We start from the raw sequence: 22,187 nt of genomic DNA on the forward strand, positions 1-22,187 counted from the left end.
GTCGGCCCCGCGTCAACCCATCGGGTTCGGCAGGTAGCCGGTGAAACCTGAGATTTTCCAGCGTCCTTGGTGAAGCCTGCAATAATAGAGCGTCTGCCATTGCATGACGTCTCGGGTACCGTCAGCCTTGGAAATGCCGCCGTCGAATTTCTTGCGGACAAGCGCCGTGTGGCCTTCGATTTCGATATCTTCCAGCGTTGTCGTGGTGAAGATCGCGGTGCGGGTATCTTCTGCGAAACTCTGTTTGGCGAAATCCTCCGCCTGCCTCAGCCATTCCTGGCGATAGGCAGACAGCGTTGGAAATGCGAGGCGCCACTTGTCAGGGCTGACTTCCTTTTGGCCATCGATACCGATGAAGCCCTCTTCCACGAAGTCATGTTCGACCATCGACCAGTCTGCTGCCAGAAAGGCATCGATATCGCGCGGAACGAGCATTTCCCAGATAGCGTGCCGGGCGCTGTCGGACGGGAAAGGATTCTTGAAAGGATCGCGCATATCTGCCCCAGATTGAAATTCTTTTCATAAAACGTGTTTTTCACTGGTCAAATTCTGCTTTCTATGGTCACTTGTCAACTTATCAAGAAAATAATTTGCAAGGACTTCAGCATGCCCATCAAGCGCTATGGCACTGTTCAAACGGGCGCCGGAGGCAAGGCGCTGCCTTTCGCACGTGCGGTCGAAGCCGACGGATGGCTGTATGTTTCCGGGCAGGTTGCGATGGAAGATGGCGAAATCATCGACGGCAACATCATTGCCCAGACCCACAAGACGATCGCCAATGTCCTTTCGATCCTCGATGAAGCCGGATATGGCGTCGAGGACGTCGTGCGTGTCGGCGTCTGGCTCGATGACCCGCGCGATTTCTGGACCTTCAACAAAATCTATCAGGAGTATTTCGGCGAACATCCGCCGGCACGCGCCTGTGTGCAATCGTCGATGATGGTTGATTGCAAGGTTGAGATCGACTGCGTGGCCTATAAGAAGAAGGATTAGATAGAGAACGATCGGGGGACGGGCTTGGATATCTTTTCGACGCTGCAGGAAGACAAGGGTCGGCTCTCTCCCTCCGAGAGCCGGATCGCGGAGATCATCGTCAACGACTTCGAGTTTGCCGTGAATGCCTCGATCATCGAGCTCGCGGAACGGGCCGAGGTATCGCCGCCGACCGTTACCCGCTTTTGCCGGCGGCTGGGTTGCGAGAGCTTTTCCGACTTCAAGGTGCAGCTTGCCCGCACCGCCCATATCGGCGTTCGCTATCTGAAACCGGAATCGAAAAGCACCGATCCGGCCGATGTCGCCCAGGATATCATCACCAAGGCCCAGAACGCGCTCTTTCTCCTGCATCGGTCGCTCGATCTTGCCGCGATCGAAGCCGCCGTTTCGCATATCGCCAAGGCCGATATGATCTATGCGTTCGGGTCGGGCGGCAATTCGTCGATGATCGCCGACGAGCTCCAGAACCGGCTCTTCCGTCTCGGGCTTCGCATCACGGCAAGTTCCGACCACAGCATGCAGCTGATGATGGCTGCCGCGGCAAGGCCCGGCGACGTGTTGATCGGCTCGTCCTTCTCCGGGCGCAATATGGAGCTGGTGCGCGCCTTCGAGCTTGCCCGCCAGACCAAGGTGAAGACGATCGCGCTCACCCAGACGGAAAGCCCGGTTGCCAAGGCCGCCGAAATCGTCGTGCCGATCGACCTTCCCGAGGGCCACAATATCTATCGCCCGACCTCGACGCGCATAGCCTACATCGCGACGATCGATATCCTGTCGAGCCTGGTTGCCTATGCCGTTCAGCCGAAGGCGACGACCACGCTTCGGCGCATCAAGCAGCAGCTGGTCATTCACCGCGATGGCGACGACCGGCAATTGCTTGGAGATTGAGGTTCATGAACGGGAGCGACAGAAAATGACGCAGTCGATAGCCATCGTTACCGGCGCTGCAGGCGATATCGGCGCGGCGATCGCCGCACGGCTTGCCGATGACCACGACGTCGTGTTGCTCGCCGATATCGATGCTGCGGCTGCGGCTGCCGTGGCATTGAAGCTCGGGCCGGATAATCGCTTCGTCGCCATCGAATGCGATGTAACCGGCGAGACGAGCATAGCCGAATTGGCAAGACGCGCCGCCGACGTCGGCGTGGTTAAAACCCTGGTCAACAATGCGGGTGCCGCCCGCGCGACCAGCCTGCACGACACGACGCCCGAGATCTGGCGGGCGGACAATGCGCTCAATCTCGAAGCGGCATTCTTATGTTTCCGCGCATTCGAGCCCATGCTGACGGTTTCGAAGGGGTCAGTCGTCAATATCGCCTCGGTCAACGGCATGCATGTCTTCGGACACCCGGCCTATAGCGCCGCCAAGGCCGGCCTTTTGCATTTCACCCGGCTGGTCGCCGTGGAATACGGCAAGTTCGGCATCCGGTCCAACGCCGTCGCACCCGGCACGGTGAAGACGCAGGCCTGGGAAGCACGCGCCGCCGCCAATCCAAATGTTTTCGAGGAAGCGCGCCGCTGGTATCCGCTGCAGCGCGTCGTCGATCCGAAGGATGTTGCCAATGCCGTGGCCTTCCTCGCCGGCCCCCAGGCCGCCTCTATCACCGGTGTCTGCCTGCCTGTCGACTGCGGCCTCACGGCAGGCCAGGCCGAACTCGCGCGGACCTTCTCCCAATCGGAACATTACTGACATTCAGATGCCCGCATGAGCCGCCTTTTCCCCGACGTCTTCCGCAATCCGGCGATCCGCGCCAGCATGATCGCTATTTTCACCTTCGGAATGGCGGGGGCGATGACTGCACCCTATCGTTCGGTCGTGGGTATCCGCGAATTGGGCTTGAGCGACGGCCTCTATTCCTTCCTGAGTTTCGTCTCGGCGGCAGTGAACGTCGTCATCAGCATCCTGCTCGGCAATCTCGCCGACCGGCTTGGCGAGTACCGGTCGACGATGATCGGCGCCTGCCTCTTCGGCATCGTCGGCTACGGCATGGTCTACGCCTTTCCGACTGCAGCCATCTTCGTTATCAGCGGGTTGCTGCCCCTGCCGATCTACGGGGCGCTGAACTCGCTGCTGTTTGCCAATGCGCGCGCGGCGATGCACGGCATGAACCGAAGCGACATGGTGACGGCCAACTCCGGCGTGCGCGCCATGATCTCGCTGTCCTGGGTGCTGATCCCCGGCATCACCGGCCTGCTGCTGTCTGGCGCATCGAGCATGCTGCCGGCCTACCTCTTTGCCAGCATTTCATGTCAGCTCTGTCAGGGCATCATCGTCTTCGCCCTGCCGAAGCGGGCGGGAACGGAGATGGCAGCAGTTCATCATCTCAGCTATCTCGGGGCGCTTCGCCAGGTGGTTTCGCCGCGCATCTCGGCGCATATTTGCGGGGTGGCGCTCATCACCAGCACGCTGCATCTCAATGACGCCCTGCTGCCATTGATCGCCACTGGTGCTGCGCATGGCAGGCTGAGCGACGTCGGCATTCTGGTCGGCATCGTCGCATTGCTGGAAGTCGTCTTCATCATCGTCTGGTCGCGGATCGCGCGCAAGGCCGGCCAGATGACGGCGCTTGCCGCCGGTACCATCATCTATGCCGTGTTCCTCAGCCTTCTCGGCTTTGCCTCCGAGCCGTGGCACCTCTATGCGCTCACCTTGCTTGCCGGCATTGGAGCGTCGGCGATCATCACCATTCCGATCACCTATCTGCAGGATCTGATCGCCGACCGGCCGGGGCTCGGCAGCGCCCTGATCTCCGTCAATATCTTTGCCAGCGCCGGGATCGGCGCACTGGTCTTTGCCGCCGGCACCTATGTGACGGGCTATTCGGGAACTGCTATCCTCAGCGCCATCACGGGATTGGCGGGGATAGCGATCATCGGCCTCCTGCATAGAGGCAAAGTCTATTAGCCGACGCCATCGGCAAATAGGGCGTGAAGAAGAATGGAGCTTTCATCGGTGTACGTCTTGTGACAAGGGTGACGCACCATTTCCTTTGAAGGCGACATGAAGGCGATCTCCGGCACGAATCTCGAGCAGGCCAAGTCTCACAACCGGCGTGTGGTGATCGAGGCTGTCCGCACGAATGGTCCCTTGTCGCGAGCGGCGATCGCCCGGATGACGGCGCTGACCGCCCAGACCGTGTCCAATATCGTCGAGGAACTGGAGAGATCGCACCTTCTCGTCCCGTCCGAGGCGCAGAAGCTGGCGCGCGGCCAGCCGATCATCCCCTACACCATCAATCCGCGCGGCGCCTATTCGATAGGCCTCGAACTTGGCCGCCAGCGCGCCAGCGGGGTCCTGACGGATCTCTCGGGCGCCGTTTGCGCGCGCATCGAGCGCCACGTCGAACATCCGGATCCGCAACGGGCCATGCCGGCTCTCCAGTCCATCGTCGAGGATCTTCAGCAAGCCTTCGCATTCGACCGGAACAGGCTGCTCGGCGTCGGGATGGCCCTGCCCGGCCGCTATGCCGATGGCGGCACCACCTCTCTCAGCCCGCTGAACCTGCCCGGCTGGCAGGATTTTCCCGTTGGGCACGAGCTGGAACAGCGGATAAAAGTGCCGGTGCTGGTCGAGAACGATGCGACGGCAGCAGCGATCGGCGAGCGTCTTCATGGTGTCGCCCGCGGTTTGGGCAGCTTCGTCTATCTGTTTCTCGCCGGCGGCGGGGGCATCGGTGCCGGAATGTTCCTCGACGGCCACCTCTACAAGGGCAGCCGCAACAATGCCGGCGAGATCGGGCATATTATCGTCGAACCGCATGGCAAGCTCTGCAGCTGTGGCAAGCGCGGCTGTCTGGATCGCTATATCTCGCCGGCCGTCGCTTACGAATACATGGGCATTGCCAATGCCGAGGAGCTGTCGCCTGACGAGCTCGACGCGCTAATCGCCAAGGGCGGTGAAGGTCTCGACGCCTGGCTGGATCAGGCCGCCCAGCCGCTGCGGCAGACCGTCGATTTTCTGGAACTTGCCTTCGATCCGCAGACCATCGTGCTTGGCGGCAGCATATCAACATCGCTGATGCTTCGGCTTGCAGAGCGGCTGGAGCCGCTGCACACCCCGATCGATCCCAATCAAAAACGGGCGGTACCCCGGGTGATAATCGGCATGACCGGCAAGGATACGGCAATCCTCGGCGCCGCCGCCCTGCCGATCTTCTCCGAAACCAATCCGCGCTTCGACGTCCTGCAAAAGCCGCTCGGCTAGCAGACACCGCAGCCCTCATCCGCCTGCCGGCAACCTCGCATCTGCTTGCGGCGGGCGACGGGTTAGAGGTCGCGCAAAGATGACCACGTTCCCGAGAAGCGTCAGCGCCAGGCCGATTAGGCCTAGACCGCTCCAGTGATAGCCCTCGAAGACCGTCGACAGCGACAGGGCGACGATCGGGAACAGGACGGTAGCATAGGCAGCGCGTGAGGAGCCGATGCGGGACACCAGCATGAGGTAGGTGGTGAAGCCGATCACCGATCCGATTGCCGCGAGATAGAGCAGCGCGGCAAGATAGGTGATGTTGGGCGGTGCTACGATCGGCGTTTGCGTCACGGCAATCAGGAACAGGAGGATGATCGTGCCATAGGTCATCCCCCAGGCATTGGCGGTCAGCGGTGAGATTCCGACCGCGCTGTTTCGACGCGATGCCATATTGCCCAGCGAGAAGAACAGCGTGCCAAGCGCTGCGAGCCCGATCCCTTTCAACGTGCCCATATCGAAATCGACGACAACGTCCTGTCCGAAAAGGAGGAGGAGCCCAGTTGCCCCGAGCGCGGCTGCGAGAAGCGTGCGGCCTGTAATGCGGTCGCCGAAGAAGAGGCGCGCATTGACGGCATTGTAGATCGTTGCGAGCGAGAAGATCACGGAGATTAACCCGGACGGGATAGAGGCGGCGGCGTTGTAGAAGCAGATGAAATTGAGGCTGAACAGGCAGAGCGCTTGCGCAAGGATGAAAGGTTGATCGCGTAAGGCAGGGAGCTTGAGCTGCCGCATGACCGCCAGGATGGCGACGAGGATCACGGCTGCGACCGCAAATCTGTAAAAGACCGAGACCAAGACCGGCACGGGACCGACCTGCATCGCAATGGCGATCCAAGTCGTCCCCCATATGAGGACGGTCGCAATGAAGAGAGCAGCATTTGCCATGGAGTGATCCTCGTTTTCCCGACCAATAGGCGAACCGGGAGCAGGTCTCTTGCAGATTCTTGCTATGAAATCGATTTGCCCGGACTTCCCTGCTCGCCATGCGGGTCGTCCGCCGCTAGTGTTCGCAAGGCGTGGCCAGGTGTGGGGAAGAATTGGTGAAAGATAGCCGCCTTTCGGTTTTCAGGTTTCTGTCCGCATCTCCCACTGCACGGATGTCACAGTCCATCGATTTGGGTTTCGGGCGATCAGCTGCAATCTGGAGCAATGCACAGGACAGGATGAGCTATGAGCGGCCGAACGGTCATACGTTCAGTCTTTATCTCACGGGCGGCGCCGGAACGCGTCGTCTGGATGGCAGCCCCGGCGCGCGCGGCCGTCCGGGGGTCCTGTGCATCATGCCACAGGAGCACTCATCCGAATGGGAAATCACCGACTTCTCCGAATTCGTCCATCTGTATCTTCCCGACGACCAGATGCGCCGGATGTTTGCTGAGACGTTTGACCGCGATGCTCGGCTCATGGCTCTTCCCGAAGTAACCTTCGCCGATGCACCCGCCTTGGCGCACACGCTTCGGCAGATGACGAAAGCGATGTTGGCGGGCGGCCATCTGCTGGCTGAGGAAGCGATGACGCAGGCGATCAACGATTTCTTCGTTGATCCGCGTTATGGAGGAATGCGTCCCTGCGCGATCAGCGGCGGGCTTGCTCCTCATGTGCGGCGCCGGAGTCTGGAGTATATCGAGGCCCATCTCGGTGAGACAATCCGCTTGCAGGATCTGGCGGCGATCGGGCAGCTCAGCGCGTTTCATTTTCAGCGGATGTTCCGGGCAAGCTACGGTGTGTCTCCGCATGGCTGGGTGGCCCACCGGCGTGTCGAGCGCGCCAAATCGATGTTATCAGGCATGGACCCAATAGCGCAGATCGCTTCGGCCTGCGGCTTCAGCAGCCAGAGCCACATGACACGGGCATTTAAGTTGGGCACAGGCGTCACGCCCTCTGCCTACCGGCAACGACAGTGAAGCCCCTTCGCTCGACCGCACTTCTCTTTTCCGAAGCCAATCCGCGCTTCGGCGTCCTGCAAAAGGCGCTTGGCTAGGCCGAGGGCTCTTCGGCCTTCCAGACCTCACTTCACCGCGATGACGACTTTCCCCTTGACGCGGCCTGTTTCCACATAGTCCAGCGCCTCGTTGGTCTTCTCGAACGGGAAGGCCCGGTCGATGATAGGGCGGATGGCGCCCGCCTCGATCAGCGCGGTGATCTTGCCGAGTTGCGCGCCGTTTGCCGTCATGAAGAGGAAGGAATAGCCGATCCCCCGGCGTTTCGATTTCCGCCGGATGCCGAAGCTCAGGAAGCGCATGACCTGCTGCAGCAGCCAGCCGAAGCCGTTTTCCCTGGCGAAATCGGGATCGGGCGGACCCGATATCGAGATCAGCTTGCCGCCCGGCTTCAAGACGGCGAGCGATTTCTCCAGCGTATCCTTGCCGAGGCTGTTCAGCACGACGTCATAGCCCTTCAGCACCTTTTCGAAGTCGTCCTTCTTGTAGTCGACCACCACGTCAGCGCCGAGGCTTTTCACCAGATCGATATTTGCCGTGCTCGCGGTCGTCGCCACATGGGCGCCGAGATGCTTGGCAAGCTGGATCGCGATGGTGCCGACGCCGCCGGAACCCGCATGGATCAGCGCCCTCTGGCCCTTCTGCAGCTTGGCGCGCTCGACCAGCGCCTGCCATGCGGTCAGCGCCACAAGCGGAATGGATGCGGCCTCTTCCATGCTGAGATTGGCGGGCTTCAGCGCAACATCGGCAGCGTCGATGGCGATATACTCGGCGAACGTGCCGATGCGATCCTGATCAGGACGCGCATAGACCTCGTCACCGGGTTTGAATTGCCGGACATTGGCGCCCACCCGGACCACGACGCCGGCGACATCGTTGCCGAGCACCAGCGGAAGCCGGTAGGGCAGGATGAGTTTGAACTCTCCGTCCCGGATCTTGGTATCCAGCGGGTTCACGCTGGCGGCATGGATCTCGACCATGACGTCGTTCTCGCGCAGCTGCGGTTCAGGGCTCTGGCCGAGCCTGAGGGCGCCACCTTTCTTGTAGCGATCGATCAGGAATGCTTTCATGAGGGCGAACTTTCGTTTCTGGGATGAGCCGGCAATGCGGCAAGGCAGGCTCAAGCGGGAAGTTTGTTGAATTTCCGGAGGCTCTTGTCGACGAAGGACTCGGGCAGGAAGCGGCGGATGAAGCGCACCTGGCCTGCTGCTTTCCCGGCCGTGTAGCGTCTTTTCGGCGAGGCCGCATTGGCGGCCCGGATGACGGTTGCGGCGACCACCTCGGGCGCATCGCCTTTTGAGACGATCTCGCGCATCAGCTTCTCCGCGTCGGCGCGCACTGCGTCATAGACGGCAAGCGGCCGGTCGGGGCGCGTGATGTTCTCCTCGAAGGAGGTGCGGGTGACACCCGGTTCGACGAGCACGACGCGGATGCCCTGTGTGCGCACTTCATGATCGAGGGATTCCGAATAACCTTCGACCGCGTGCTTGGTCGCTGCGTAGAGCGCGTTGAAGGGTGCCGGGATCAGCCCAAGGATCGAGCTCAGGTTGATGATCCGACCGCTGCGCTGCCGCCGCATCACCGGCAGCACCGCATTGGTCATGCGCATCGTGCCGAAGACGTTGACGTCGAATACGGCTTTGGCCTGCGCCGTCGTCGATTCCTCGGCGCCGCCGAGCAGGCCGATTCCGGCATTGTTGACCAGAAGATCGATCCGTCCCGTGCGTTTTAGAACCTCGTCGACGACGCTCTGCACGGACTGATCGTCGATGACGTCGCAGACCAGCATGGTGATCCCATCGGCGGTGTCGGCCATCGGCTTTCGGCTGGTGCCGAACACCCGGTAGCCGTCGCGCCGCAGCGCCTTCGCCGTCACCAGCCCGATGCCGGAGGAAGCCCCGGTGACCAGGGCAATGCCGCGTTCTCTTTTGCTCATTGACGTCTGCCTTCGTTTTTGTCGTGGAACATCCATGCGCATTCTGTTACTATCAAATCGATAGCAAGTCACTACTAAAAAGATACCGACATGAAGAATCTTTCCGAACAACCCTGCCTGATCGCCCGCAGCCTGGCGCTCGTCGGCGATGCGTGGAGCATGCTGATCATGCGCGACGCCCATGCGGGGCTGACCCGCTTCGATGAATTTCGCAAAAGCCTCGGCATCGTCCCGACAATGCTGACGGGGCGGCTGTCATCGCTGACCGAGGAAGGATTGCTGGAAAAGCGTCGCTATTCCGAGCGTCCGCCGCGCGACGAATATGTGCTGACGGAAGCCGGCCGCGACTTTCTGCCGGTGCTGTTTGCGATCGGCGCCTGGGGCCGCAAGCACCGCGGCGGCGGTGCAGTCACCCGCTTCTTCGACGCCGAGACCGGAACGGAGATCGATCCCGTCACCATCGACCGCGCGACCGGCGCGGAGATTGGAACACGTCCTATTCGTATCGCCGCACCCGAATGTCAGCTGCCAGCGGCAGATGAAGCGGCACCTGACAACACCCGTTGAAAGCGATGTCGGTATCCTTGCCATCGCCGCCTCCGGTGATGGCAAGGGTGATCCTTAAATCAAAATCCAGCCCGATCCGGGCGCTAAGACTGCTGCAGCCCGTAGAGCAGCGGCATCAGTCCTGCGAGCGCCCTGAAACGCTCCCACGACTTGGATGACGGCTTCGTCCAACCCGTTTCGGCAAGCGCGGAAAGGCGCGGGAAGACGAGGCGGTCGAAAACGGCCCGATCCGTCATCGGCTCGGACCAGATGCAGGCCTGGATGCCGAGGAGTTTCTGTTTCTGGCTCGCCGTCCAGCCGCCGATGGGGTCGAAATTGTAGAGCTTCTCGGCATCCGAAGTCCCCGCCCAGCTGGCGCCGGGCTCGTCCCAGTCGGGCCTGAGCGCCATGTCGAGGTAATAGACCTGTCCGGGGCAGACGACGATTTCGTAGCCGCGCTCGGCAAGTTCGGCCGAGACCTCGACATTGCGCCAGCTGCAGAGATAGCTCTTGGATTTGTCGATGACATCGCCGTGGGCCGCCTCTTCCCAGCCGCCGGTGATGCAGCCCTTGCTCGCAAGGAAGCGCTGGACGCGGTTCAGGAATTCCGCCTGCAGGATGGCGGCACCCGAGCCGTGGATGTCGTCGGCGCCATGGGTATTGGTCACGACGTTCAGCCGCTTGGCATGTGCATCGGCAACCTCGTCGCCCGCCACGCTACGCAGGCGTTCGAGCGCTTCCGGCGAACCGGACCATGCACCAAGCGGAACCTCGTCGGCGCCGAGATGGATGATCTTGAACGGAAAGAGCTCGATGAGTTCGGAGAGGATCGTCTCGATGATCTCATAGGTCTTCTCGCGGGCCGGATTGATGCAATTGTCGGGAAAGCCCTGAACCGAATAATAGCTGCCGACCTCGGCTGGATCGCGCAGTTCCGGTATTGCCTGCAGCATGGCGTAGCAATGGCCGGGGACATCAATCTCCGGCACGATCTCCACGCCGAAGCTCTTGGCATGGGCGACGATCTCGCGGATGGCAGCCTTGGTGTAGTAACCGCCGGTGCGGGCCGGGCTCGAACCGAGCAGCGGCGGAACGGCAAGGCCGTGGCCACGCCAGGCGCCGACCGCGGTCAAATCAGGATAGGCGTCGATCTCGACGCGCCAGGCTTCGTCGTCGGAAAGGTGCCAGTGGAAGCGGTTGAGCTTATTCCAGGCAAGCACCGCCAGCAGCTTCTTGACTTCAGCCGCGCCATAGAACTGGCGGGCGACGTCGAGATGCAGGCCGCGCCAACCCATCGACGGCTCATCGACGATCTCGCCGGAGGCCGGAAACTGGAAGACCTCGGGATGCAGCCTTGCACCGCGCCAGATCTGGCCGAGTGTGACGAGGCCGTAGAGGAAGCCGGTCTGGCTGCTTGCCTCGATCGTGATCGTCTCACCCTCGAAGCTCAGCCGATAGGCCTCTGGCCCGAAGCCGGCGGCATCCTTCAGGGCAACCGGAACCGCGCCTTCCGCCTCGCTCCGCACGATGCCTTCGACGGCGAAGAGATGCTCGACCAATGCTGCGAAACTGCGGGCTGCCGCCTCCCCTTCAGCGCTCTGCGCCTGCGGCGCAAAACCGGCCGGCAAGGGCCGACGGGAAGTGACCGCCACATGGTTCGGCCAGGGGATGATCGACACCTGAACGGGCGCATTGACGGGAACCGGATAGATCTCGGCGCCACGCTTCAACGGCGCATTGCTGACCGAAGATCGCGTCGGCTCTATGGTGAGCAGGATCGTGCTGCCGTCGGAAAGCGCGAGATAGCCGCTCGTCGCGCCGTCCGTCCAGTGACGGAACTGCCAGCTCAGCGCGTAGACCGAGATCGTCCACGTCTCGCCGGCGCCGAGAACGAAATTGGCCGGCGGCTGGAATTCGGTGAAATTCGAGAGCCGCTGCGAGACAGTGGCGCCTTCGACGCGCCCGGCCGGATCGACACGACCTGGGCCGCTCACGCACAGCGAAAAATTCGAAAGCGGCTCGGTGCCGAGGTTCTTGAGGCGCAGGACGTAGGAAAATTCCTTGCCGTCCGCAGGCGGATTCCAAAGGGTTTCAAGCCGCAGGGTTTTCGGTCGCGATGTGGGCATGGTCACTTCTTCCTTTTGAAGATCGGGCTTTTACAAATCAGGTCTTGAGCATTCCGGCGTAAATGCCGGGAGCGGAATTGGGGATCGGCACGGCTCCGACCGCCTTTTCGTAAAAGGCCGAGGGGCCGACGTCGCCGATGATCGCATAGGCATAGCCCATCGCTTTCAGGTCGTTCAGGCTGGCAAAAAGCAATGCCCGGCCGATGCCGAGCCCGCGAAGGCCTTCGTCGACGCCGGTCGGTCCGAAGAAGCCGCGCGCCGTCGCTTCATGGCAGGAAAAACCGACGAGCTTCTGCTCGCGCGTGGCGATGAAGCAGGTCGGCGGTTGGCGGGTCATCGCGACGGACGCCTCGCTCGCCCATCCCTCACCGAATTGTTCTGTGATCCAGCCAGTGATCAGCCGGAATTCCGGCGGCAGAGCCCGGCGGATCGTCACACCCTCGCGTGCCATTCGTTCGGGCGACTGCGTGTCTGGCGGCAGGGTGGAGAGGTTAACGAGATAGTCCACTTTGCCATCCTTCAGCTGGAAACGCCGAGTGCGCGTATGAAATGGTTGGAGCCGACCTGCTCGATGACAGCCGATTCCGGACGGCTGAGCGAGCGTACCTTTTCCGCCTGTTCGAGGAAACGCGCGCTTCCGCCGGTCACGAACGGCCGGCTGCCATCCGGAACGGCCGAAAGCAGCAATTTTGTATAGGGATGGCGCGGATCGGACAGAACCGTATCGGTGTCGCCCCATTCGACCATCTGGCCGGCGAACATGACGACGATCTCCTCGGCCACATGTGCGGCCGTCGCAATGTCGTGGGTGATATAGAGCATGGCCAGGTCATTTTCCCGTTTCACCGTCGCGAGCAGATCGAGAATGTCCTTGCGGATGGAGACATCGAGCATCGAGGTCGGCTCATCGGCCACCAGCACGCTCGGCGCAACGGCAAGCGCGCGCGCGATATTCACCCGCTGCCGCTGGCCGCCCGAGAGTTCATGCGGGAATTTCTGCCTGGTCAAATCAGGTTCCAGCCCGACGCTTGTCAGCAGGCGGGCAATCTCTTCGGCAAGATCCGCCCTGGAGCCGCTCTGCCGGTGCAATTGCAGCGGCCGCGCCAGATGATGGCTGACCGTAAAGGCCGGGTTGAGCGATGAGAACGGATCCTGGAAGACCATCTGCACCTCCCTGCGATACTGATGCTCATCTTTTGCCTCGCCGCGGACGGTCAGATCCTGCCCGCGGAAAAACAGCCTGCCGCCCGTCGGTTTGTCCAAGCGCGCGATGATGCGGGCGCAGGTCGTCTTGCCGCAGCCGGATTCGCCGACCAGCGCCAATGCCCGACCGGGAAAGAGCGAGAAGGACACACCTTTCAGCGCGTGTAGCGGGCCGAAGTTACGCTTGATATCTTCGAGCCGGATCACGGCTTCCGCGACCACAGGATTTGCCTCCGCCTTCATGCCAAGACTCCCGATAGATGCGGATTGCCTGGAAGCTGCGGAATGGCATTCCAAAGCTTGCGGGTATAATCGTGCAGCGGCGCCTGGGCGACCTGGCGCACGTCGCCCACTTCGACGAGTTCGCCCTTCAGCATGACACCGATGCGCTGGCAGAGCTGCGCCATCAGATGCAGGTCATGGGTGATGAAGAGCACCGAGAAACCATAGGTCCGCTGCAGATCGACGACCTGCTCGAGGATCTCCCGCTGCACGACCACGTCGAGGGCCGTCGTCGGCTCGTCCATGATAATAAGCTCGGGTCTCAGCGCCAGGCAGATGGCGATGACGATGCGCTGACGCATGCCGCCGGAGAACTGGTGCGGGTAGTCGCCGATGCGATGCGTGGGAATGCCGACGAGGCGGAACATCTCCTCGCCGCGAAGCCGGGATTGCTCGCGCGAGCAACCGGTGTGGCGGTAGAGAACGTCATGGAACTGCGCCTCGACGCGCATCAGCGGATTGAGCGAATTCATCGCGCTCTGGAAGACCATGCCGATGCGCTTCCAGCGGATTTTCTGCAGCTCGCGTTCGGGCAGCCTCAGGAGATCCTGTCCGGCGAGCCGGATGCTGCCGCCGCTGATCCAGGCAGGCGCCTTGGAAAGACGCGTGATGGCATAGGCGATCGTGCTCTTGCCGCAGCCGGATTCACCGGCCAGCCCGAAGATCTCGCCACGGCCGATATTGAAGGAGACATCCTTGACGGCGCGGAACTCTCCCTTGTCGACGAGGTAGTCGACATTGAGCTTGTCGATTTCCAGAAGATTGTCGCTCATCGGCCAAGCTCCAATTCTCTGTTGCGGGCGCGGGTGAGGCGGAACCAGCGTGTCAGCGCCGGGCCGGAGCGAAGCTGCGGATTGGCGATCTCGTCGAAGGTGAAATTCAAAAGCGCAAGGCCAAGGCCGGTGAGCGCGATGCCTGCCGCGGGCACCCCAATATCCCACCAGGCGCCGACCATGATCGCCGAGGAATTCTGGGCGTTGTAAAGCATGGTGCCCCAGGAGACCTTCAAGGGATCCCCGAAGCCGAGATATTCGAGCGTCGTCTGGGCAACGATGGCGTAGATGATGCTGCCGACGAGATTGATGCCGATCAGCGTCGTCAGGTTCGGCAGGATCTCCACGAAGATGATGCGCCAGGCGGGCTCGCCGATCATCTTGGAAGCCGTGACGAAATCACGATTGCGAAGCGCCATCGTCTGTGACCGCGTCATGCGGGCGCCCCAAGGCCAGGAGGTCAGCGCGATGATCGACATGATCGCCATCGGCCCGACCGTGCCGGCGAAGGAGGCGAGCAGGATCAGCAACGGCATGTTCGGGATGACCAGGACGGCATTCGTCGCAAGATCGAGCACCGCATCGGTCTTGCCGCCAGCATAACCGGCGACGAGGCCGATGGCCGTGCCGACAATGGTGATGGCAATGCCCGTGGCAAAGCCGACGGAGAGAGAGCTGCGGGCGCCCCAGACGAACTGGCGATAGACATCCCGCCCCATCTTCGTGGTGCCCATGACATGTTCGATCGACGGCGGTTGGTGCGAGCGTCCGACACGCGCTCCGGGCTCGCCGGGCGCAATGATCGGCGCAAACAACGCCATCAGCCACAGGGCAACAATGATGACGAGGCCGGCCAGGGCTTTCTTCTGGCGGAGGATAGACCGTAGCCCGAAGCCCATTATACGGCCTCCCGCAATCTGGGATCGACGAGCCCGTAAATGATGTCGACGAGGAAATTGGCGCCGAGCGTCGCGAGTGTCATCAGCAGCAGCTGTCCCTGGATGACCGGGTAATCGCGGGCGATGCTCGCGGTATAGAGCGTCAGTCCCAGGCCGGGATAGTTGAAGACGATCTCGGTGACGATCGAGCCGCCAAAGACGGCGCCGAGCATCAGCGCCAGGTTGGTCAGCACCGGAAGCATGGCATTGCGGGCGCCGTAGCCGAACATGACAGTGAGATGGCTGAGCCCCTTGGCGCGCCCCATGGTCACATAGTCTTCGCCGAGCACCGAGATCATCGACGAGCGCATCGTCGTCTGGAATTCGCCGATCAGGAACGGCGAGAGCGTCAGCACCGGCAGGATCGCATGGGCGAAGACGCTGCCGATGAAGGTGAAATTGAAGGCGGGATCGAGGTTCGGATCGTAGGCATAGCCCACGGGAAACCAGCGCAGCGAGACCGCGAAGACGAAAAGCGTCGTCAGCGCCACGATGACAGGCGGCACCGAAATCATGATCACGGAGAGCGGCGAGACGATCGTGTCGAAGCGCCCGCCGCGACGCCAGGCCGAGACCGCGCCAAGCACGACACCGACGCAGAGCGAAAAGATGATCGCGGTCGTCACGAGAAAGACCGTCCAGAGCGTCGACCGGCCAAGAACCTGGACGACGGTCTGGGGATAATATTTGACCGAGACGCCGAGATCCAAGGTCGCAAGCCCCTTGAGGTAATCGACGAATTGCCAGAGCATCGGCTGGTCGACCGCGCCGAAGCGCGCCTTGATCGCCTCGACGGCGGCAGGTGTCGCCCGCGGACCTAGCTGGGCGACCATAGCGTCGACCGGACTCCCCGGCATGAGCCGGGGAAGAATGAAGTTCACGACGATGGCGAACACCAGGGCGACCGCATAGACGCCGAGGCGCCGGCTCGAAATGCGCATTTCCGCTCCCTCGCGAGGCTCAACTGACCGGCTTGAGGCGCAGCAGATGCATCAGGCGCATGCGGTTGTTGTCATGATCCTCGGGGTTCATGACGGGATCCTTGTCGGTGACCCAGCCGGTGAAGCGCTTGCTGGAGAACTGATACCAGGTCGGCCCGTTGAACACCGGCACGACGGGGAAGTCGTCGGCGATCAGCAGCTGGATGTCGTTGAAGATCTTCTTGTGATCGTCCTCCGATGTTGCCTTCAGATACTGATCGAAAAGGGCGTCCAGCTTCGGGTTCGAATAGCGCGAGGGCGCGCCGGTGATGCGCCCGCCATAAGCGGTCGACAGGTTCTGGTAATAGCCGCGGAACGGCGTTGCGCCATCGGCGCGGGAGTTCATGACGACCTCGAAGCTGCCGTCGATGAGCTGCTTGCGCCACTGTTCATATTCCGGGGCCGCGACCGACGCGTTGATGCCGGCGGCGCGCAATCCTTCGACGGCGATCTGTACCGCATCGATCCAGTCGGTCCAGCCGTTCGGAACGATAATCGGGAAGGCGATCGGCTTGCCGCTCGGCGTCGTGCGGAAGCCGTCTGCACCCTTCTTGTAGCCGGCATCGTCGAGGATCTTGTTGGCTTTCTCGGTATCGAAACCCATGAAGGCGTCCTTGTCGCCTTCGGCGCCCTTGTTGCGCCAGGTCTCGAAGCGTGGCGGCAGGCCGGTCGCATGTTCGTTGACGACGGGATAGCCGAAGCCCGCAATATCGACCATCGACGTGCGATCCATGGCGAGGCTGAAGGCATGGCGGAAGTTCAGGTCCTTATAGGCCTCGAGATTGCCTTCATTGCCGCTCTTGAAATTCATCTGGAAAGCGACGGTCTCGGCCGGCGGCTGCCAATAGCCGTTATGGTCGGGATCGAGCGCCACGAAGGTCTTGTCGATCTGGGGAATGAAGGAGCCGATCCAGTCCATGTTGCCTTCCGGCAGGATCGCAAGCATCTGGTCGTTGCCCGAGATCTGCGGCAGCCTGAGGCAATCGACATGCAGCGAGGCGGCATCCCAGTAGTTCGGGTTGCGGCATTGCTCGTAGACCTGCGGCGTGAAACGGCGCAGCTCCGTCATCGGGCCGGACCCCACAGGCTTCTCGTTCTTGAAGGCGACCGGATCGGAAACATCCTTCCAGATATGCTCGGGAACGACGGCGAGGTCGGCGAGCGTTTCCGGAAAATCGGAATTCACCGCCTTGAGATCGATCTTGACTTGGGTTGCCGACGGCGCCTCGACGGAGGCAACGGTCTCGCCGACGCCGACGGTGTCGAGTGCGGCGTTCTTGAGCATGAGATCGATCGTGTATTTCACATCGGCCGACGTCAGCGGCTGACCGTCCGACCATTTCAGGCCTGATCGCAGCGTATAGGTGACGGATTTCATATCCTCGGAAAATTTATAGTCGGTCGCCAGACGAAACACCGGCTTGCCGCCATCCTCCGCATTGAAGATGACCAAGGGTTCGTAGATGAAATCCATGGTGCTCTGCCGGCGGCCGGCAAGGTCGAACGGATTGAAGTTCTGCACCCAGCTGGACTGCTCCTCGATATGTATCGTCAGCACCGACTCTGCGGATGCACTGCCCGCCGCGAAAGCGACAAGCACTGCCCAGCCGGCACGCATGGAAATGTCACGGAATACGCGCTTGCTCGATCTCATCCCAACGTTCCCTTGTTCTTTGTTTTTGAAGTCAATCAAATTGATTTAATATTGATAGTCAGTTTCCCGCCGACACGTCAATTGCCGATTGGAAATTTCTGTAGCGCACTCGGGATCGGCTCTCAGCAGACATTAACCGGGCATGACCTTGACCGAAAAAATGACCGGCAAATCGAGCAGCCGAGCCTTCGCCTCACATTTCTGCAGAAAATATCGCCGCGTCCTTTCGTGTTAACGATTAAGGTACTTTTAAGTACCATAATTGACCCAACGATGGCGAATTGACCTTCCCGAACACGGGTCGATAAGCATGAGGCTGCTCGCCACGGCCCGGATTGACCCGGGATGCAACACATCCAACTTCATGAACGGGTCGAATTTCTATGACGAGCATCAATACGAACAATTCCGCGATGGCTGCCCTTCAGACGCTGCGCAGCATCAACTCCAATCTCGAAACGACACAGAATAGTGTCTCTACCGGCTACCGGGTCGACACCGCATCCGACAACGCCGCCTATTGGTCGATCGCAACCACGATGCGGTCCGACAACAAGGCACTTTCCGCCGTGTCCGACGCCCTTGGCCTCGGCGCAGCAAAGGTCGATACTGCCTATACGGCAATGGAAAATGCGATCGACGTCGTCGACGAGATCAAATCCAAGCTTGTGGCAGCGACTGAAGACGGTGTCGACAAATCCAAGGTCCAGGAAGAAATCACGCAGCTTCAGAATCAGCTGCTGAGCATTGCCCAGTCAGCGTCATTCTCTGGTGAGAACTGGGTCGCGGGCGAAAGCGGCACGAAAAGCGTCGTGTCGTCCTTTGTTCGCGATGGCTCCGGCGCCGTTTCCGTTAAAGTGACGGATTATGCCCTGGATACCAGCTCCACGGGCAATGTGTTGTTCGGCATGAGCAGCGGGACGATCGATACCGCGTCCGGCATCCTCGGAACGGTGGACGCAAATGGCGATTCCGTCTATTCGCTCGACATTACCGACTTCACCACCGGTCAGATCCAGTCGGCGCTGTCGACCATCGAATCCGCGCTGTCGGCAATGACCTCTGCCGGTGCGCAGCTGGGTTCGATCTCGACGCGCATCGAACTGCAGGAAGACTTCGTCGGCGCGCTGTCGGATTCCATCGAGTCGGGCGTCGGACGACTGGTCGACGCCGACATGGAGGAGGAGTCGAGCAGGCTGTCTGCCTTGCAGACACAACAGCAGCTGGCGATCCAGTCGCTATCGATCGCGAATTCGTCGTCGCAGAATATCCTGTCGCTCTTCCGCAGCTAAGCCCCGGACAAATAGGACGCCTGGACCAAATCCGTTGAACAGAGGATCGAGCCTGACCCACCCGGTCAGGCTCGATTGCAATTGGGGATGGAAATGCCTACAGCGCCGCCGTCTTTCAGACGCGGCGCTGCATCACTTTGAATTGCTGCATATTTTACTCTCAATCGATTCCGATTTAAGGAATTCTGCAGTAGTCTTCGCACCCTGGGCGGAGAATGCAGCGCGCGGGATCATCGCATGTCGGAACGACTTGAATCTGCCCGCCCTGATGAAACACCCGCCATCGTCTGGCTCGGCTTCATGGCGATGTGCGTCGGCATGTTCATGGCGATCCTCGACGTCCAGGTGGTGGCGACATCGCTGCCGACCATCCAGTCGGCGCTGGATATCGATCCGGATCAGATGAGCTGGATACAGACGGCCTATCTCATTGCCGAAGTGGTGGCGATCCCGCTCACCGGCTTCTTGACGCGGCTTCTGACGATGCGATGGCTGTTCGTTACCGCCATCTGCCTGTTCGTCGCAGCCTCCGCCGGCTGTGCAATGAGCGGCAGCTTCGGTGAGCTGGTCGCCTGGCGGGTGCTTCAGGGTTTTTCCGGCGGAACCCTGATCCCCTCGGTGTTTTCGGCCGTGTTCATTCTCTTTCGGAACGAGCGCCAGGCGCTTGCGACGACGATCGCCGGCGTTCTCGCGGTTTTGGCCCCGACCGTCGGACCGATCGTCGGCGGATGGCTGACTGAGACCTATTCCTGGCACTGGCTGTTCCTGATCAACATCCTTCCAGGCATTGCCTCGGCAATCCTGGCGGCACGGTCCTTGCCGAAGCACGCGACCGATCCGTCCGAACTCAGGCATCTCGACGGTCTGTCGCTTTTGCTGATGGCAACCGCGCTGACGAGCCTGGAACTCAGCCTGAAAGATGCGCCGACGAGCGGCTGGATCTCGGCCTATGTCTTAAGTCTGCTGGCGGTCTGCCTTGCATCGGGAGGTGCCTTCATCTGGCGAACGCTGCGCAGAAACCGGCCGATCGTCGATCTCGGAAATTTCGGCGATCGAAACTTTCTCGTCGGTTCGGTTCTGAGCTTCGTGCTTGGCATCGGCCTCTTCGGCTCGGTCTATCTCATGCCGGTCTTTCTCGCTTTCATCAGGGGACACGACGCCCTCCAAATCGGCATGACGATGCTGGTCACCGGCGTCGCGCAATTGATCACGGCGCCGATCGCGGTCGCGCTGGAGAAGCGGATGGACGCGCGATTGCTGTCGGCGGCCGGTTTCGCGCTCTTTGCGATCGGTGTCGGGATGAGCGCTTTTCAGGATCCTCGTTCGGATTATGACGCGATGTTCTGGCCGCAGGTGGTGCGCGGCGTCGCCATCATGTTCTGCCTGCTGCCGCCGACGCGGCTGGCGCTCGGCACTCTGCCGCCAGACCGCATTCCCGACGCGAGTGGACTCTTCAACCTGATGCGCAATCTCGGCGGGGCGATCGGCATCGCGCTGATCGACACCATCATCTACACGCGCTCGGAGCCACTGGGACAAGTCCTCTGGACCCGCCTTCAAGCCGGCGACCTCGAGGCCGCGACATTCGTCGGCGCACCTCTCCAGACCATATCGGGGCATAGCGGCAGCTTCGATGCGGATACCACGGCGCTGCTCGATCCGCTGGTCCAGACCGCGGCAAGCGTCCAGGCAATCAACGAGGCCTGGATGGCAATTGCCGTCCTGACCGGCTGCGCCCTGCTCTCAGTGCCCTTTGCCAGGCGGCCAACGTCAACGTGAAAACCAGGGTTGACGAAACCGCTCTAAGAGAATCAACTAAGTTGTTGAAAAACCTGGAGCCGAGACTGCAATGGTGCCACCAGCTGTCAGTCTTCGCCGCAAAAATTTATTCTGCGACAAGGTCGAACCTACCCTCCGCGATCCCGAGATGGAGGCCAACGCATCGGTCAAGCGGCTTCTAGGCTAGCGTAGCACTGCGCGTCTCGGCATCGATGAAATAGGCTGCAGCACCTGCCAACAGCAGCAAAGCAGCGAAAATCCCGATGACCAGGCCGAAATCTTTAGTCACAAAAAGACCGATCAACGATGGCGCAAGTAGCCCTCCAAGCCGAGCCATAGCACCGGCGGCACCCATTCCGGTTGCCCTAGATGCAGTGGGATAAAGCTCTGGCGTATAGGCGTAGAGTGCACCCCACGTACCAAGTAGCGCGAAACTCATGATTAGCAGTGACGACGCTACCAAGAGTGCGGATGAGCCGACGACAAACAAAATGGATCCCATCGCAGAAAGGATGCAAAATGCCACAAGCGTTGGACGCCGCCCCCATTTTTCGACGCCGTAGGCAGCGAGCGCATACCCAGGAAGCTGGGCAAGCGCGATCAGCACAAGAAAACCGTAGCCTCGAACGAAGCCAAAGCCGTCCCCGGCAAGTTTCGGAGGTATCCAGGTGAAGACGCCATAGTAAGAAATGGACACCAGAAACCAAACCGCGAGGATCAAAAGGGTTCGACGCCGCAGAGCGTGGGAGAATATTCCGATACTACGCGTCGTTGTCGCAGGCGCGATGTCAACCTCTTGTCCCAGAGCACTGCGGCCATTCACCAGGGCCATCCGGTCGATGATCGCCTTTGCTTCTCCACCCCTTCCCTTGCGCAGAAGATAGAGCGGCGATTCCGGCACGAAAAACCGCAGACCGCAACCGATGATCGCCGGGACCGCTGTTACGGCAAAGATCAATCGCCAGGCTTCGGCCACGTTCCAGAGACTGAGCAGCCAGGCTGCAAGTGCGACAACCAGAGTTCCGACGGCCCAGAAACCCTCCAGCAGCACCAGCCACCTGCCTCGGTTCTTCGCCGGTAGGAATTCGGCCATCATCGCATAGTCCACCGGCAACGTCCCGCCGACTGCTGCACCGGTCAGGAAGCGCATGAACAGGAGGAACGTGAAGTCTGGCGCGAAAATTGACAGCGTGCCAAAGACGGCATCACAGGAGACAGTCGCGATCAAAACGCCGCGACGGCCGATCCTATCGGCAAGCCTACCAAACCCCATTGCGCCCAGAAACATGCCAAGGAAAAACACCGTGCCCGTCTGAAGCGCCTGCGGCACCGTTAGTTCGAAGCTCGTGGCGATCGAAGCTGCTGTGAAGCCCACTGCGATGACCTGCATGGCGTCAGCTGCCCAGACCAAGCCGAAGATGGCCATCAGCTGTCCCTGATATCGTCCTGCCCCAGCGTGGTTGAGTGCATCGTCGATTGTGATTGTGGTCATGTGT

The 22,187-nt window shown here is 61.0% G+C and carries 21 protein-coding genes; 9 read left to right on the forward strand and 12 right to left on the reverse strand.

Translation table 11 applies throughout. The annotated features are described in order from the left end of the window. Positions 1-12: 12 nt before the first annotated feature. Positions 13-495: a hypothetical protein gene (locus tag HX898_RS18790; protein WP_180195363.1), complete on the reverse strand. Its 483-nt coding sequence runs from the start codon at positions 493-495 to the stop codon at positions 13-15. 111 nt (positions 496-606) lie between these two features. On the opposite strand from HX898_RS18790, the gene HX898_RS18795 reads away from it, so the two are divergent. From HX898_RS18795 to HX898_RS18815, 5 genes are all read left to right on the forward strand, one after another. Beyond that, on the forward strand, positions 607-993 hold the full coding sequence (locus HX898_RS18795; protein WP_180195364.1) for a RidA family protein: 387 nt from the start codon (positions 607-609) through the stop codon (positions 991-993). A 24-nt stretch (positions 994-1,017) separates the two neighbouring features. Next, entirely contained in the window at positions 1,018-1,881 is an 864-nt protein-coding gene (locus HX898_RS18800) for a MurR/RpiR family transcriptional regulator (protein WP_138331431.1), read from the forward strand. Positions 1,882-1,906: 25 nt separating this feature from the next. Then, positions 1,907-2,683: an SDR family oxidoreductase gene (locus tag HX898_RS18805; protein WP_180195365.1), complete on the forward strand. Its 777-nt coding sequence runs from the start codon at positions 1,907-1,909 to the stop codon at positions 2,681-2,683. Between the two features lie 15 nt (positions 2,684-2,698). Continuing rightward, positions 2,699-3,898 carry an MFS transporter gene (locus HX898_RS18810; protein ID WP_180195366.1) on the forward strand — a complete coding sequence of 400 codons (1,200 nt, stop codon included), beginning with the start codon at positions 2,699-2,701 and terminating at the stop codon, positions 3,896-3,898. 96 nt (positions 3,899-3,994) lie between these two features. After that, positions 3,995-5,197 (forward strand): ROK family transcriptional regulator, encoded by a 1,203-nt coding sequence (locus HX898_RS18815; protein ID WP_180195367.1) that lies wholly within the window; start codon positions 3,995-3,997, stop codon positions 5,195-5,197. Positions 5,198-5,212: 15 nt separating this feature from the next. Here the strand turns inward: HX898_RS18815 and HX898_RS18820 are convergent, their stop codons facing one another. Beyond that, entirely contained in the window at positions 5,213-6,127 is a 915-nt protein-coding gene (locus HX898_RS18820) for a DMT family transporter (RefSeq protein WP_180195368.1), read from the reverse strand. A 278-nt stretch (positions 6,128-6,405) separates the two neighbouring features. On the opposite strand from HX898_RS18820, the gene HX898_RS18825 reads away from it, so the two are divergent. Beyond that, entirely contained in the window at positions 6,406-7,146 is a 741-nt protein-coding gene (locus HX898_RS18825; protein WP_180195393.1) for an AraC family transcriptional regulator, read from the forward strand. A gap of 104 nt (positions 7,147-7,250) precedes the next feature. Here HX898_RS18825 and HX898_RS18830 read toward each other — a convergent pair whose 3' ends face one another. Beyond that, positions 7,251-8,252 carry an NADP-dependent oxidoreductase gene (locus HX898_RS18830; protein ID WP_180195369.1) on the reverse strand — a complete coding sequence of 334 codons (1,002 nt, stop codon included), beginning with the start codon at positions 8,250-8,252 and terminating at the stop codon, positions 7,251-7,253. A gap of 50 nt (positions 8,253-8,302) precedes the next feature. Then, complete coding sequence (locus tag HX898_RS18835) at positions 8,303-9,118, reverse strand: oxidoreductase (RefSeq protein WP_138331437.1); 816 nt, start codon at positions 9,116-9,118, stop codon at positions 8,303-8,305. A 90-nt stretch (positions 9,119-9,208) separates the two neighbouring features. Here HX898_RS18835 and HX898_RS18840 point away from each other — a divergent pair, with 90 nt between their 5' ends. Next, entirely contained in the window at positions 9,209-9,685 is a 477-nt protein-coding gene (locus HX898_RS18840) for a helix-turn-helix domain-containing protein (protein WP_138331438.1), read from the forward strand. An 83-nt stretch (positions 9,686-9,768) separates the two neighbouring features. Here HX898_RS18840 and HX898_RS18845 read toward each other — a convergent pair whose 3' ends face one another. Genes HX898_RS18845 through HX898_RS18875 form a run of 7 tightly spaced genes read right to left on the reverse strand, consistent with a single transcriptional unit; the run spans position 9,769 to position 17,620 of the window. Continuing rightward, positions 9,769-11,790, reverse strand: a complete 2,022-nt coding sequence (locus tag HX898_RS18845; protein ID WP_171597987.1) for a beta-N-acetylhexosaminidase — start codon at positions 11,788-11,790, stop codon at positions 9,769-9,771. 37 nt (positions 11,791-11,827) lie between these two features. Beyond that, positions 11,828-12,298: a GNAT family N-acetyltransferase gene (locus tag HX898_RS18850; RefSeq protein ID WP_180195370.1), complete on the reverse strand. Its 471-nt coding sequence runs from the start codon at positions 12,296-12,298 to the stop codon at positions 11,828-11,830. 11 nt (positions 12,299-12,309) lie between these two features. Then, positions 12,310-13,236, reverse strand: a complete 927-nt coding sequence (locus tag HX898_RS18855; RefSeq protein ID WP_171597985.1) for an ATP-binding cassette domain-containing protein — start codon at positions 13,234-13,236, stop codon at positions 12,310-12,312. After that, positions 13,233-14,048 (reverse strand): ABC transporter ATP-binding protein, encoded by an 816-nt coding sequence (locus HX898_RS18860; protein WP_138331442.1) that lies wholly within the window; start codon positions 14,046-14,048, stop codon positions 13,233-13,235. Before HX898_RS18860 ends, HX898_RS18855 begins: the two co-directional genes overlap by 4 nt. Further along, on the reverse strand, positions 14,045-14,947 hold the full coding sequence (locus HX898_RS18865; RefSeq protein ID WP_138331443.1) for an ABC transporter permease: 903 nt from the start codon (positions 14,945-14,947) through the stop codon (positions 14,045-14,047). The genes HX898_RS18860 and HX898_RS18865 overlap by 4 nt, the downstream gene beginning before the upstream one ends. After that, entirely contained in the window at positions 14,947-15,927 is a 981-nt protein-coding gene (locus tag HX898_RS18870; RefSeq protein ID WP_138331444.1) for an ABC transporter permease, read from the reverse strand. The genes HX898_RS18865 and HX898_RS18870 overlap by 1 nt, the downstream gene beginning before the upstream one ends. 19 nt (positions 15,928-15,946) lie before the next feature. Further along, complete coding sequence (locus HX898_RS18875; protein ID WP_180195371.1) at positions 15,947-17,620, reverse strand: ABC transporter substrate-binding protein; 1,674 nt, start codon at positions 17,618-17,620, stop codon at positions 15,947-15,949. A gap of 383 nt (positions 17,621-18,003) precedes the next feature. On the opposite strand from HX898_RS18875, the gene HX898_RS18880 reads away from it, so the two are divergent. Continuing rightward, entirely contained in the window at positions 18,004-18,912 is a 909-nt protein-coding gene (locus HX898_RS18880; protein WP_029874829.1) for a flagellin, read from the forward strand. 237 nt (positions 18,913-19,149) lie between these two features. Then, the gene (locus tag HX898_RS18885; protein ID WP_180195372.1) at positions 19,150-20,691 is read left to right on the forward strand and encodes a DHA2 family efflux MFS transporter permease subunit; all 1,542 of its coding nucleotides are present in this window, start codon (positions 19,150-19,152) and stop codon (positions 20,689-20,691) included. A gap of 178 nt (positions 20,692-20,869) precedes the next feature. Here HX898_RS18885 and HX898_RS18890 read toward each other — a convergent pair whose 3' ends face one another. Further along, positions 20,870-22,183, reverse strand: coding sequence for an MFS transporter (locus HX898_RS18890; RefSeq protein WP_180195373.1), 1,314 nt, complete (start codon positions 22,181-22,183; stop codon positions 20,870-20,872). Positions 22,184-22,187 lie beyond the last annotated feature (4 nt).

It is taken from the genome of Rhizobium sp. WYCCWR 11128 (genome assembly GCF_013416305.1).
GTDB lineage: Bacteria > Pseudomonadota > Alphaproteobacteria > Rhizobiales > Rhizobiaceae > Rhizobium > Rhizobium indicum.

What these genes read in the sequence shown, in the direction of transcription:
- HX898_RS18805 (WP_180195365.1), top strand. Translation starts at nt 1,907, where the DNA reads ATGACGCAGTCGATAGCCATCGTTACCGGCGCTGCAGGCGATATCGGC.
- HX898_RS18830 (WP_180195369.1), bottom strand. Translation starts at nt 8,252, where the DNA reads ATGAAAGCATTCCTGATCGATCGCTACAAGAAAGGTGGCGCCCTCAGG.
- HX898_RS18845 (WP_171597987.1), bottom strand. Translation starts at nt 11,790, where the DNA reads ATGCCCACATCGCGACCGAAAACCCTGCGGCTTGAAACCCTTTGGAAT.
- HX898_RS18880 (WP_029874829.1), top strand. Translation starts at nt 18,004, where the DNA reads ATGACGAGCATCAATACGAACAATTCCGCGATGGCTGCCCTTCAGACG.
- HX898_RS18790 (WP_180195363.1), bottom strand. Translation starts at nt 495, where the DNA reads ATGCGCGATCCTTTCAAGAATCCTTTCCCGTCCGACAGCGCCCGGCAC.
- HX898_RS18860 (WP_138331442.1), bottom strand. Translation starts at nt 14,048, where the DNA reads ATGAGCGACAATCTTCTGGAAATCGACAAGCTCAATGTCGACTACCTC.
- HX898_RS18875 (WP_180195371.1), bottom strand. Translation starts at nt 17,620, where the DNA reads ATGAGATCGAGCAAGCGCGTATTCCGTGACATTTCCATGCGTGCCGGC.
- HX898_RS18820 (WP_180195368.1), bottom strand. Translation starts at nt 6,127, where the DNA reads ATGGCAAATGCTGCTCTCTTCATTGCGACCGTCCTCATATGGGGGACG.
- HX898_RS18855 (WP_171597985.1), bottom strand. Translation starts at nt 13,236, where the DNA reads ATGAAGGCGGAGGCAAATCCTGTGGTCGCGGAAGCCGTGATCCGGCTC.
- HX898_RS18870 (WP_138331444.1), bottom strand. Translation starts at nt 15,927, where the DNA reads ATGCGCATTTCGAGCCGGCGCCTCGGCGTCTATGCGGTCGCCCTGGTG.
- HX898_RS18885 (WP_180195372.1), top strand. Translation starts at nt 19,150, where the DNA reads ATGTCGGAACGACTTGAATCTGCCCGCCCTGATGAAACACCCGCCATC.
- HX898_RS18840 (WP_138331438.1), top strand. Translation starts at nt 9,209, where the DNA reads ATGAAGAATCTTTCCGAACAACCCTGCCTGATCGCCCGCAGCCTGGCG.
- HX898_RS18890 (WP_180195373.1), bottom strand. Translation starts at nt 22,183, where the DNA reads ATGACCACAATCACAATCGACGATGCACTCAACCACGCTGGGGCAGGA.
- HX898_RS18815 (WP_180195367.1), top strand. Translation starts at nt 3,995, where the DNA reads ATGAAGGCGATCTCCGGCACGAATCTCGAGCAGGCCAAGTCTCACAAC.
- HX898_RS18825 (WP_180195393.1), top strand. Translation starts at nt 6,406, where the DNA reads ATGAGCTATGAGCGGCCGAACGGTCATACGTTCAGTCTTTATCTCACG.
- HX898_RS18865 (WP_138331443.1), bottom strand. Translation starts at nt 14,947, where the DNA reads ATGGGCTTCGGGCTACGGTCTATCCTCCGCCAGAAGAAAGCCCTGGCC.
- HX898_RS18795 (WP_180195364.1), top strand. Translation starts at nt 607, where the DNA reads ATGCCCATCAAGCGCTATGGCACTGTTCAAACGGGCGCCGGAGGCAAG.
- HX898_RS18835 (WP_138331437.1), bottom strand. Translation starts at nt 9,118, where the DNA reads ATGAGCAAAAGAGAACGCGGCATTGCCCTGGTCACCGGGGCTTCCTCC.
- HX898_RS18810 (WP_180195366.1), top strand. Translation starts at nt 2,699, where the DNA reads ATGAGCCGCCTTTTCCCCGACGTCTTCCGCAATCCGGCGATCCGCGCC.